The 11,595-nt window shown below is 62.9% G+C and carries 12 protein-coding genes and 1 tRNA gene; 5 read left to right on the top strand and 8 right to left on the bottom strand.

Features of this window, described 5'->3' with window-relative positions; translation table 11 throughout:
- The first annotated feature begins 63 nt into the window (after window positions 1-63).
- Window positions 64-1,539 (top strand): MFS transporter, encoded by a 1,476-nt coding sequence (locus tag ACQKRQ_RS39240; RefSeq protein WP_427483041.1) that lies wholly within the window; start codon window positions 64-66, stop codon window positions 1,537-1,539.
- A gap of 54 nt (window positions 1,540-1,593) precedes the next feature.
- On the opposite strand, the gene ACQKRQ_RS39235 is transcribed toward ACQKRQ_RS39240, so the two are convergent.
- Both ACQKRQ_RS39235 and ACQKRQ_RS39230 read right to left on the bottom strand, forming a co-directional pair.
- Window positions 1,594-2,187 carry a nitroreductase family protein gene (locus ACQKRQ_RS39235; protein WP_132376766.1) on the bottom strand — a complete coding sequence of 198 codons (594 nt, stop codon included), beginning with the start codon at window positions 2,185-2,187 and terminating at the stop codon, window positions 1,594-1,596.
- 177 nt (window positions 2,188-2,364) lie between these two features.
- On the bottom strand, window positions 2,365-3,648 hold the full coding sequence (locus ACQKRQ_RS39230) for an MFS transporter (RefSeq protein ID WP_427483039.1): 1,284 nt from the start codon (window positions 3,646-3,648) through the stop codon (window positions 2,365-2,367).
- A 155-nt stretch (window positions 3,649-3,803) separates the two neighbouring features.
- On the opposite strand from ACQKRQ_RS39230, the gene ACQKRQ_RS39225 reads away from it, so the two are divergent.
- Together ACQKRQ_RS39225 and ACQKRQ_RS39220 are read left to right on the top strand one after the other, a co-directional pair.
- Complete coding sequence (locus ACQKRQ_RS39225) at window positions 3,804-4,451, top strand: TetR/AcrR family transcriptional regulator (protein WP_427483037.1); 648 nt, start codon at window positions 3,804-3,806, stop codon at window positions 4,449-4,451.
- A gap of 91 nt (window positions 4,452-4,542) precedes the next feature.
- Entirely contained in the window at window positions 4,543-5,097 is a 555-nt protein-coding gene (locus tag ACQKRQ_RS39220; RefSeq protein WP_427483035.1) for a DUF1415 domain-containing protein, read from the top strand.
- 45 nt (window positions 5,098-5,142) lie between these two features.
- Here the strand turns inward: ACQKRQ_RS39220 and ACQKRQ_RS39215 are convergent, their stop codons facing one another.
- Window positions 5,143-5,985: a class I SAM-dependent methyltransferase gene (locus ACQKRQ_RS39215; RefSeq protein ID WP_427483033.1), complete on the bottom strand. Its 843-nt coding sequence runs from the start codon at window positions 5,983-5,985 to the stop codon at window positions 5,143-5,145.
- Between the two features lie 384 nt (window positions 5,986-6,369).
- Between ACQKRQ_RS39215 and ACQKRQ_RS39210 the strand changes: the two genes are divergently transcribed.
- Window positions 6,370-6,690: a hypothetical protein gene (locus tag ACQKRQ_RS39210; protein WP_012434486.1), complete on the top strand. Its 321-nt coding sequence runs from the start codon at window positions 6,370-6,372 to the stop codon at window positions 6,688-6,690.
- Between the two features lie 90 nt (window positions 6,691-6,780).
- Here the strand turns inward: ACQKRQ_RS39210 and ACQKRQ_RS39205 are convergent, their stop codons facing one another.
- On the bottom strand, window positions 6,781-6,990 hold the full coding sequence (locus tag ACQKRQ_RS39205) for a DUF1059 domain-containing protein (RefSeq protein ID WP_132376761.1): 210 nt from the start codon (window positions 6,988-6,990) through the stop codon (window positions 6,781-6,783).
- Between the two features lie 381 nt (window positions 6,991-7,371).
- Between ACQKRQ_RS39205 and ACQKRQ_RS39200 the strand changes: the two genes are divergently transcribed.
- Window positions 7,372-8,652: a TIGR03862 family flavoprotein gene (locus tag ACQKRQ_RS39200; RefSeq protein WP_427483031.1), complete on the top strand. Its 1,281-nt coding sequence runs from the start codon at window positions 7,372-7,374 to the stop codon at window positions 8,650-8,652.
- A gap of 44 nt (window positions 8,653-8,696) precedes the next feature.
- Here the strand turns inward: ACQKRQ_RS39200 and ACQKRQ_RS39195 are convergent, their stop codons facing one another.
- The 4 genes from ACQKRQ_RS39195 to ACQKRQ_RS39180 form a co-directional block, all read right to left on the bottom strand.
- Window positions 8,697-9,821 (bottom strand): methyltransferase, encoded by a 1,125-nt coding sequence (locus tag ACQKRQ_RS39195; RefSeq protein WP_427483029.1) that lies wholly within the window; start codon window positions 9,819-9,821, stop codon window positions 8,697-8,699.
- Between the two features lie 393 nt (window positions 9,822-10,214).
- Window positions 10,215-10,290 (bottom strand) — tRNA-Thr (locus tag ACQKRQ_RS39190).
- Window positions 10,291-10,309: 19 nt separating this feature from the next.
- On the bottom strand, window positions 10,310-10,819 hold the full coding sequence (locus ACQKRQ_RS39185; protein WP_132376758.1) for a ClpXP protease specificity-enhancing factor: 510 nt from the start codon (window positions 10,817-10,819) through the stop codon (window positions 10,310-10,312).
- Between the two features lie 70 nt (window positions 10,820-10,889).
- On the bottom strand, window positions 10,890-11,501 hold the full coding sequence (locus ACQKRQ_RS39180; RefSeq protein ID WP_006052302.1) for a glutathione S-transferase N-terminal domain-containing protein: 612 nt from the start codon (window positions 11,499-11,501) through the stop codon (window positions 10,890-10,892).
- Window positions 11,502-11,595: the final 94 nt, after the last annotated feature.

The raw sequence follows: 11,595 nt of genomic DNA, 5'->3' as shown, positions 1-11,595 counted from the left end.
ACGAATATTGCTCATTTTGACAGGATACGCCGCCAATTTTCGGAATTGAGGAGACTTCAAGCAATGAGCGCGCCGCCTACTGCCGCTGTTCATGAAAAAAACGCCACGGTCGTCGAAACCGATCTGCCCTCGCGGCTCGACCGTCTGCCGTGGGGCCGCTTTCACTCGCTGCTCGTGGTGGCGCTTGGCGTGACGTGGCTGCTCGACGGTCTGGAGGTCACGCTGGCGGGCGCGGTTGCGAGTGCGTTGAAGTCTAGCCCATCGTTGCACTTTTCCAACGCCGACGTCGGCCTGGCCGGTAGCGCCTACATCGCCGGCGCGGTGCTCGGCGCGCTGGGATTCGGCTGGCTGACCGACCGGCTGGGCCGCCGCAAGCTGTTTTTCATCACGCTCGCGCTATATCTGGCAGCGACTGCGGCAACCGCGCTGTCGTGGAATCTGGCCAGCTTTCTGCTGTTTCGCTTCCTGACCGGCGCCGGGATCGGCGGTGAATACACAGCGATCAATTCGACGATCCAGGAATTCACCCCGGCGCGCGTGCGCGGCTGGACCGATCTCGGCATCAACGGCACGTTCTGGGTCGGCGCGGGGCTCGGCGCGGCCGGTTCGCTAGTGCTGCTCGATCCGCATCTGCTGCCGGCCGACTGGGGCTGGCGCGCCTGCTTCTTCATCGGCGCGGTGCTCGCGCTGGGGATTCTGCCGATGCGCATCTGGCTGCCCGAAAGCCCGCGCTGGCTGCTCACGCACGGCGACGAGCGCGACGCGCGCGCGATCGTCGAAGGCATCGAAACGCGCTTTCGCCACGAAGGTCACACGCTCTCCGACGAAGGCCTCCTGCGCCTGCGGCTGCGTGCTCGCGGACATACGCCGCTGCGCGAGGTATTCCATACGCTCTTCAACGTGCATCGACGGCGCGCGCTGGTCGGCCTGTCGCTGATGACCGCGCAGGCGTTCTGCTACAACGCGATCTTTTTCACCTACGCGCTGGTGCTCACCGATTTCTACCACGTGCCGGGCGACCACATCGGCTGGTATCTGCTGCCCTTCGCGCTCGGCAATTTCCTCGGACCGCTGCTGCTCGGCAGGCTCTTCGATGTCATCGGGCGGCGCAAGATGATCGCGGCGACTTACGCGATCTCCGGCATTCTGCTGACGCTTAGCGGTTACCTCTTCGAGCAGCAGATGCTCACCGTCGTGACGCAGACGATCGCGTGGATGGTGATTTTCTTCTTCGCGTCGGCAGCTGCGAGCTCGGCTTACCTGACCGTCAGCGAATCGTTTCCGCTGGAAATTCGCGCGCTGGCCATTGCGGTTTTCTACGCGTTCGGCACGGCGCTCGGCGGCATCGCCGGGCCGGCATTCTTCGGCCGGCTGATCGACACGCATCAGCGCAGCGAAGTGTTTTCGGGCTATCTCGTCGGCTCGGGGCTGATGCTCGCGGCGGCGGTGATCGCGGCGATCTGGGGCGTGGACGCGGAGCGCAAGTCGCTGGAGAGCGTAGCTACGCCGCTGTCGAGCGTCGCGGAGGATGTGGAATAAAAAACGCGCGGTTGTCGCCGCGCGTTCTACTTCAACTCACAAATCGCAGGCCGCTCAGAACGCCTTCTTCCAGCCGCCAGCATAGGCGATTTCCGCCAGCGGCAGACGCTGACGCACCGACTTCTCGCGCTCGCGCAACACCGGATCCAGCTTGTCGACATCGCCGTAGTGGCCGAGCGAAATCATCGCGATCACGTCGACGTCGCTCGGCAGCTTGAATGCCGTGCGGAACGCGTTCGGATCGAAGCCGCTCATCTGGTGCGCGGCAAGTCCGAGCGCATGCGCCTGCAATACCAGCGCCATCGCCGCGGCGCCCGCATCGTACGGCGCGCAGCGATTCACGTCGCCCTTGTTGGTGAGCGTATGTGTGGTCACCGCGATCAGCACCGGCGCCGGCGCATTCCAGCCCTGGTTGAACGGCACCAGTGTGGCAAAAGCCTGCTTGAACGAGACTTCATCGACGCTGCGGTCGAATACGAGAAAACGCCACGGCTGCGCGTTGTACGAAGACGGCGCCCAGCGTGCCGCTTCGAGCACGGCTTGCAGATGCTCGCGGCTCACCGGCTCGCTCGAATACGCGCGCGGGCTCCAGCGGCCTGCAATCAGCTCGTGAATGGCAATTGCGGTAGGGGCGGGTTTATGGGTCATGCGCTTCTCTCAGTCGAAATTCATGATCGACGGGCAACTGCCCGGGGTCACATAGCATAACCGGGCTTCAGCGCGCGTGCGCCAACAAGCGAGCAGTTTGTTTAGTGCCGGCTGCGATAGCGAAACGGCCCCTTGCGGGGCCGTGGTTCTCGCGATGCTCGGATCGCCGCGGCGGTTTTATGCCGTCTGCGGTTCCGGCACCTTGGCGGGCCGGTTGATCCGCAACACGATCACCGCAGCCACGAGGCACAAGCCGCCGGAAATCATCGACGCTACCGTGTAGGTGCCGAGGCTCGCGCGCAGCATGCCCGCGCCGAGCGCCGCGAACGCCGCGCCGAGTTGATGGCCGGCGACGACCCAGCCGAACACCACCGGCGCTGATTCCTTGCCGTAGACGTCGGTGGCCAGACGCACTGTCGGCGGCACGGTTGCGATCCAGTCAAGGCCGTAGAACACGGCGAACAGCGGCAGACCGAAGAAGTCGATGCCGAACGCGTGCGGCAGAAACATCAGCGACAACCCGCGCAGACCGTAGTACCAGAACAGCAGCACGCGGCTATTGAAGCGGTCCGACAGCCAGCCCGAAAGAGTCGTGCCGAACAGATCGAAGATGCCCATTGCGGCGAGCAGCGAGGCGCCCTGCACTTCCGTCATGCCGTAGTCGCCGCACATCGCGATCAGATGGGTGCCGACGTAGCCATTGGTGCTCGCGCCGCAGATAAAGAAGCTGAAAAACAGCAGCCAGAAGTCGCGGGTCTTGCTCGCCATGGCAAGTGTGCCGAAGGCGATTGCCAGCGGGTTCTGTTTGGTGACGGTGCTGTTGATGGGCGAATCGTGTGGCTCGCCATAAGGACGCAGCTTCATGTCGGCCGGGCGCTCCGGCAACAGAAACGCAACCAGCGGAATCACGATCGCGGCCGCAATGGCGACGACCCACACCACTTGCCGCCAGCCGTAGTGCTCGGCGATGGCCGCGAGCATCGGCAGGAACACCAGTTGGCCGGTTGCCGAGCTTGCCGTGAGAATGCCCATGACGAGGCCGCGGTGCGTGGTGAACCAGCGTGTGACCACCGTCGCCGACAACGACAGCGCCGCGACGCCCGTCGAGCCGCCGACCATCACGCCCCAGATCAATATCATCTGCCACGGGTGCGTCATCAGCGACGAGAGGCCCACACCGGCCGCCATCGTGCCGAGCGCGGCCAACAACGTGGGGCGCACACCGAAACGCTGCATTGCCGCCGCCGCGAACGGTCCCATCAGACCGTACAGGGCGATGTTCACGGAAATCGCCAATGATATCGTCGCGCGGCTCCAGCCGAATTGATGCTCGAGCGGCACCATCATCACGCTCGGCGTGGCGCGCGTGCCGGCTGCCGCCAGCAGTACCAGAAACACCACGGCGACGGTCAACCAGCCGTAGTGGAAACGTCCGCCAATCAGTTTTGCTGCCCAGTTCATCGGTTCTCCAATCGACACCTGCCCCGCAGGCGACGCCGCTTGTATTGTTACGCGTTCGGTAAAGGATTTGTGACAGATCAGTCACAATAGGTGTTGCGATCTTAGTTACTGGTCGGTAACATGTCAAGGCGTTAATTGATTTCAGGTGGTCTTCCATGTCCGACAGTGAATCCCTCAAACCGGCCGCGGCCCGTCGCTCGCGCAGCGCGCAGACCGCCGGGCCGCAGGCGCAACAGCACTTGCTCCGTGCCGCGGACGAGCTGTTCTATCGCGAAGGTGTGCGAGCCGTCGGGGTGGACGCGGTGGTCGAGCGCGCCGGCGTGAACAAGATGAGCTTGTACCGGCAGTTTTCGTCGAAGGACGAGTTGGTCATGGCTTATCTGGACCGCAAGGATGAGCAGTTCTTCGGCTACGTGGAGAGGAGCTTCGCCAAACATCCGGGCGAGCCGGCCCGGCAGCTTCAGCAATATTTCGACGACCTCGCCGTGCGCGCGTCGATCGATGACTATCGCGGCTGTCCCTTCGTGAACGTGTCGGTGGAGTTTCCGGACACGGCGCATCCGGCGCGGCAGTTCGTGTTTCACAACAAAGCGCGCCTGATGGCGCGGCTCACGGAACTGACGACGGCGGCGGGCGCCGATGATCCGGTCGCGCTCGCCAATGCGCTCGGTCTGATGATCGAAGGCGTGTATGCGGCCAGCCAGACGTACGGCCCCGGTTGCGGGCCCATTCTGGCCGCGCCGAAGGTCGCCGCGCAGTTGATCGCCGCGGCGTGCGGCGCGGCGTCGGCGTCGACTGACTGAATTGTCTGCTTTGCGGTTCTGTTTGCGCGAGGCGCGAATCGATGCCCATCCGCCCCGTTAAAATGGCGCTTTATCTCCCGCGCCGCCCGCCATGCCGTTGTCCGCCGAATCCCACGATGCCGTTGTTGCCGCTACTCGTCACTGGCTGACCGAGGCCGTGATCGGGCTCAACTTGTGTCCGTTCGCGAAAGCTGTCCACGTAAAGGGACAGATTCGCTATGCCGTCAGCGATGCGGTGGACATGGAAGGCGTGCTGGCCGATCTGGAAACCGAGCTTCAGACGCTGGTCGCCGCCAACCCGGATGCCGTGGATACCACGCTGTTGATCGTGCCGCAGGCGCTCAGCGATTTTCTCGACTACAACGACTGCCTGTTTTTCGCCGAACGCATGCTCAAGCAGCTCCGGCTCGAAGGCATCGTTCAGATCGCGAGCTTCCATCCCTTTTACCAGTTCGAAGGCAGCGAGCCCGACGATATCGAGAACTACACGAATCGCGCGCCCTATCCGATCTTGCATCTGCTGCGCGAAGACAGCATTGAACGCGCGGTTCAGGCTTTTCCGGATGCGGAAGGGATTTACGAGCGGAATCAGGAAACGCTCCGGCGAATCGGCCTGGCCGGCTGGGCCGCGTTGATGAAGCCCTAGTTCACGCAGCGGCTCGCAACGAGCCACCGCGCCCACGCCGTCCGATCAGGCCGAAACAAAGAACCGTTCCTTCAGTTCCTCGATCCCAAGCGTTTCCATCACCTCGTTCAAGCGCTCGGTCGGCCGGCGTCTCGGCAGATCCTTGTATTGGGCGATGATCAGTTCATTCTTCATGGAATGCTCCCAGCCCACCAGTTCGGTCACGCTGACCTGATACCCGTGCGCTTCGAGCTGCAAACACCGCAGCACGTTCGTGATCTGGCTCCCGAACTCCCGCGTGTGCAACGGATGCCGCCAGATCTCCGTCAAGGCGTTGCCGAGCGATTTGCCCTTGTTCTGCCGCAACACCCCCGCCACCTCGGCCTGACAGCACGGCACGACCACGATGTACTTCGCCTTCTTTTCGAGCGCGAAGCGCAGCGCGTCGTCGGTCGCGGTATTGCAGGCGTGCAGCGCCGTGACGATGTCGATCTGGGCCGGCAAGCGGTCCGACGTGATCGAGTCCGCCACTGACAGATTCAGAAACGACATGCCCGTGAAACCCAGCCTTCCAGCCAGCTCTTCCGACTTCGCGACGAGCTCCTCGCGCGTCTCAATGCCATATATATGTGACGCAGCACCCGCATCTTCCTGAAACTCCTTGAAGAAAAGGTCATACAGGATAAAACCTAGATACGACTTGCCCGCGCCGTGATCGACAAGGGTAACGGCGCCTTGCTTGTCCTTGAGGTCTTTGAGCAGCGGCTCGATGAACTGGAACAGGTGGTAGACCTGTTTCAGCTTGCGGCGGCTGTCCTGATTCATCTTGCCGTCGCGCGTTAGGATGTGAAGCTCCTTCAACAACTCGACGGACTGGTTCGGACGGATTTCGTGCGTTTTGCTGGACATCGGGGAAAACCGCCAAGAATTGCAACGTGAACGTGCGACAGGTGACGGAAAAAGGGAAAAGTTGCTGCCAGTTTACCCAAAGTGCGGCTTGCTGACCGAAGGAGCCGCGCGAAGCATGTGATAAAGGGCATCAACTGGAACACTTCCTGCGTAAAAAAGTGTCACGCGGAAGGTTCCAGAAAGGCGCAAAAGCAGCTTGCGTGACGGCCGGGCCCGATGGTGCCGGCCGTGCCGCCTATAACAACGGGCTGCGGCCGTGGCTTTCACCACGCGAACCGAATGAATGTGGGGAGGACGGTCCCGGAACACGGGCCGAACGTTACGTAACCAGCAGCGCGCCGAGACGTCAAGCGGACGCGCGCTCGGAAAATAGAAGAGGCGGCAATGGATACGGTACCCAACGGAAACGTCGAACAGAAATTTCAGGAAATGCTGGCGAAACTCATCGCCACCCCAGCGTGGTCCGAGAAGCAGCAACTCGAACTGGAAATGGCCCGCGACATCTCCACGGAGATGCTGCGGCTGGCCGAAGTCATGCGCGACGGCAGCGTGGACATGGAAACCTGCCTGACCATGCTCAAGTACGCCAAAGTGCTCGACTTCGTCATGACTACGCTCGCATCGCGGCGCGATATAAAACCGCAGACGCTGCGAGTCATTTTCAAGCTCGCCGGGCTAAAGGTGGACGAGGCGTACCCCGGCTAACACATAGTTCAACGATGCTGCGACCCGCGCGGGCGGCCAGACGCCGCTTGCGCGGGTCGCTCGTTCTGTAGCTCCCCAAATGACGGCAGCTCACCCGCGCGTCGCTTCGACCGGTGGCGTGCCGTCGTGAAAGAGCGCCTTGAGTTGCGAGCGCAATTCCGGCGAATCCGTATGCTTGTGCACAGCAACCGCATGCTGCACGGCGGCGTCGAGCAATTCGCTCTCGCTGTCGGCAGACAAGGCGACGGTGCAGTTCATTTCGCTCGGAAACTCACGGCAATCGATGTATTTGCGGGACATGGCAGTCTCCTTGATCAAGATGACGTTCAGACATCCACGCAGGCAGCAGACGCGCGGACCACATCACCGGTCGTGACACGGCGGCTCCGATAGCTCGGATAGCGCCGGGTGGCGGGGAAGACGGCGAGTTGGTATGACGCGAGGAAGACGCGCACGGCATCCGATGGAAGGTGTCTGAAAAGTATAGGTCGCGCCGGTCGATAACAAAGCCGTCGACGCAAACCAGGCGTACGCAGACCGCCTGAACTCAGCCATTTTCGGCCTGCCGACCTGCCCGCGCGTTTGCCCTGCACTGCTCGCAGTGTGAAAATAGCGCCCTTCGCGCCGACGGATCATCCGAATCGCCGGCGCGCCGCCTCTTCCGCTCATCCGCAGGCCCGCATGTCATCCTCATTCGATTCCGCCCGCGTCGCCGTGATCGGCGGCGGCCCCGCCGGCTTGATGGCCGCCGAGGCGCTCGTCCAGCAAGGCGTGCAGGTCGACGTCTATGACGCCATGCCGTCGGTCGGCCGCAAATTTCTGATGGCGGGCAAAGGCGGCATGAACATCACGCATTCGGAGCCGCTCGAGCCGTTCCTCGGCCGCTACGGAGCGCGCCGCGAACAGATCGCGCCGCTCGTGCGAGCCTTCGATCCCGACGCCCTGCGCGCGTGGGTGCACGGCTTGGGTGTGGAGACGTTCGTCGGCAGTTCGGGACGCGTTTTTCCGACCGACATGAAAGCCGCGCCGATGCTGCGTGCGTGGTTGCATCGACTGCGCGAGGCGGGCGTGCGGTTTCACATGCGCCACAAGTGGATTGGCTGGGACACCGAAGCGGGCGATGTCGCGGCGCATACGCTCCACTTCGCGACACCCGACGGCGAACAGACTGTGACCTTCGATGCCGTCGTGTTCGCGGTGGGCGGCGCAAGCTGGCCGCGGCTCGGATCGGACGCCGCCTGGGTTCCGCTGATGGCCTCGCGCAACGTGCCCGTAACGCCGTTGCTGTCTGCAAACTGCGGCTTCGACGCGGACTGGAGCCCCTATCTGCGCGAGCGTTTCGCGGGTCAACCGGTCAAGCCGGTGGCCATGGCGCTCACCGGCGTAGACAATAAAGTCCACAATCGACAAGGTGAAATACTTCTGACCGAAACGGGCTTGGAAGGGAGTCTGATTTACGCCTTGTCGGCAGTAATCCGGGAGCGGATTCTGGCCGACGGCGATGTCACGGTCACGTTGGATCTGGCGCCAGGCTTGCCTTTGGAGCGGGTCGTCGCCGAAGTCACGCGACCGCGCGGCTCACGCTCGATGTCGAGCCATCTGCACGGCAGAATCGGAATTGGCGGGGTAAAACTGGCTTTGTTGCACGAGATTTTGTCGAAAGAAGCCTTCGCCGACGCAGACGGCCTCGCGCACGCCATCAAGGCGCTGCCCGTGCGCCTCACGCGCGCCCGGCCGATCGCGGAAGCGATCAGCACCGCCGGCGGCATTCCCTTCGAGGCGCTCGACGAGCACTTGATGATTGAGCGCCTGCCCGGCGCCTTCTGCGCGGGCGAGATGCTCGATTGGGAAGCGCCGACGGGCGGTTACCTGCTCACCGCCTGCTTCGCCAGCGGCCTCGCGGCAGGACGCGGCGCGGCGGCGTATGTCGGCAAACTCAAGGGGAGCGAGGCGGCGGCGTGACGTGTTGCCCTCGCTCTTAAAGCGAGAGCAGCGCATCTCACCGCTTATCGCGCCTTCAGACGCCACAGCGACGTCACTTCGGCCATGCGCGCCGTGTGCAGCGCATCGGTTTCATCGGTCGACTTGGGGTGTCGCGGACGAATGTCCTCGCGACCCACCACGGTCAACCCCGCCTTGTCGATGGCGGCCAGCAGCCAGTCGCGCGTGCGCAAACCGAGATGCTCGGCGAAATCCGACATGATCAGCCAGCCCTCGCCGCCCGGCGACAGATGCTCCGCGAGGCCGTTCAGGAAACCGAGCAGCATGCGGCTTTCCGAATCGTAGATGGCGTACTCGATCGGCGAAGCGGGTCTCGCCGGCACCCACGGCGGGTTGCATACGACGAGCGGCGCGCGGCCTTCCGGAAACAGATCGGCCTGCACGACCTCGACCTGCTGGTCATAGCCGAGACGCGTCAGGTTCTCACGCGCACAAGCGAGCGCGCGGGGATCCTGATCGGTAGCGATGATTCTCTTCACGCCGCGTTTGGCGAGCAGCGCGGACAACACGCCCGTACCGGTGCCGATATCGAACGCCTTATTCAGCGAAGGCAGCGGCGTGCGCGCAACGAGATCCACATACTCGCCGCGCACTGGTGAGAACACGCCGTAGTGCGGATGAATCCGGTCACCCAGCGCGGGAATCTCGACGCCCTTCTTGCGCCATTCATGCGCGCCGATCATGCCGAGCAGTTCGCGCAGCGAGACGACGGACGGTTCGTCAGTGGACGGACCGTACGTCTCGATGCAAGCCTGTTGGACCTCCGGCGCGCGGCGCAGCGGAATACCATACGCGGCGTCGAGCGGAATCAGGATCATGCCGAGCGTGCGCGCGCGTTGCGACTGCGCCTGCCGATGCAGATTGAACGCGTCGATCGGCGTTTCGCCGTGTTTGCGAGGCTTGCGCTCGAGCCGGCGCGTGACCGCTTGCAGCAGTTGACGAGCGTTCTGGAAGTCGCCGTTCCACAGTAGCGCCGTGCCTTCACACGCGAGTCGGTACGCGGAATCGGCGGTGGTGCGGTCGTCCGCGACGATGACGCGCTTGGGCGGCGGCACGGCCGCTTCGGAGCGCCAACGCGCGGAGCGGGGGCCGTCGGCTTCGGGCCAGGTGATGGTTGCAGGGCTGGTCATGGTGAGGTGGGGTCGGTGTTGCGGGAGCGACGCGCTGATAAGCCGCGTCATCGGGGGCGTTGCCCGCCGGAGTACTGGATAGCGTTGCCGACTGACGCCCGCATAGTACCTCTGTCGTCCGGGTTCGCGGTGCGCTATTCGTCGGCGGGGACGGGTGAGGCGCGCTATCTGCAGGCCTCGACCGGCAACTCGTGGACTAAAAAGTCCACGATCGACAAGGTGAAAGAGATATGGTGATTTTGGACCGTTTCGCAGCTCACCGATGCTTCACGAAGCCGGTTCTTTCTGCAGGCTGAATGGCCGTGCAGCGGCTCGGATACGTCACCTTTATCGATAAGCGCGGACAAATAAAAACGGGGTTTCTGAATGAACAGAAACCCCGTTTAGTACAACTGGTGCCGGCTGCAGGACTCGAACCCGCTACCTCATGATTACAAGTCAAGCGCTCTACCTGATGAGCTAAGCCGGCATGAGGCCGTGATTCTACTTCATTTTACGATCTTGAGGCGAGCCCTTCCGCCGCCTTTCGATCCATCGTCGTCAGGCTGCGGACCGTCCGTCTCGCTATCCGCTTTGGCGGTGGCGGCATCCGTTGCCGGCGCCGTTTCGACCACGCGTGGCGCGGGCGCCTCGGTCTCGTCCGCCACTTCCGCGTCGGCGCCCGAATCCTGCGCTTCACCGCCCGTCGACTCGACCGGGAACGCCATGCCCTGCCCGTTTTCGCGCGCGTAAATCGCGAGAATATTGGCGATCGGCACCTCGATCTTGTGCGACTTGCCGGAGAAACGCGCGCTGAACTCGATCCACTCGTTGCCCATCTGCAACTGGCTGGTCGCCTCGAAGCTGATGTTCAACACGATTTCGTTGTCGCGCACAAACTGACGCGGCACGCGCGTCTGATTGTCGACCCGGACCGCGATATGCGGCGTATAGCCGTTATCCGTGCACCACTCGTAGAGCGCGCGCAGCAGGTAAGGCTTGGTGGAAATCTCTTGCATCAACAGTCCTCTTACCGGGCGCGGGCCCGCGCTCACTCCGCCGCGCGGCGCCCTCGCCCCAAAGCCAAACTCAACGACGCATCACCTTTTCCGAAGGCGTCAGCGCTTCGATATAAGCCGGGCGGCTGAAAATGCGCTCGGCATACTTCATCAGCGGTGCGGCGTTCTTCGACAGTTCGATGCCGTAATGATCCAGACGCCACAGCAACGGCGCGATCGCGACGTCGAGCATCGAGAACTCTTCGCCGAGCATGTACTTGTTCTTCAGGAAGATCGGTGCGAGTTGCGTCAGACGATCGCGAATCGCGAGACGGGCCTTCTCGTGATTCTTCTCGGCGGCCTTGCCCTTTTCGTTTTCGAGCGTGCCGACGTGAACGAACAGTTCCTTCTCGAAGTTCAGCAGGAACAGGCGCGCGCGCGCGCGCTGCACCGGATCGGCCGGCATCAGCTGCGGGTGCGGGAAGCGCTCGTCGATATACTCGTTGATGATGTTCGATTCGTACAGAATCAGGTCCCGTTCGACGAGAATCGGCACTTGACCATACGGATTCATCACGGCGATGTCTTCCGGCTTGTTAAACAGGTCGACGTCGCGGATCTCGAAGTCCATGCCCTTTTCGAACAACACCAGCCGGCAGCGCTGGGAGAACGGGCAAGTTGTGCCGGAATACAGAACCATCATGTTTACGTTTCCTCAAAAAGCTGAAAGGCCAGCGCGCGGAAAAACCGTTCAACAGGTTTTTCCTGGCGCCGGCCCCACGCCGGGTGACGGCGTG

The sequence above is a fragment of the Paraburkholderia sp. NPDC080076 genome (genome assembly GCF_050281145.1).
Taxonomy (GTDB): domain Bacteria; phylum Pseudomonadota; class Gammaproteobacteria; order Burkholderiales; family Burkholderiaceae; genus Paraburkholderia.
Note: the sequence above shows the minus strand (reverse complement) of the source record. Positions and strands in the feature narration are given on the sequence as shown.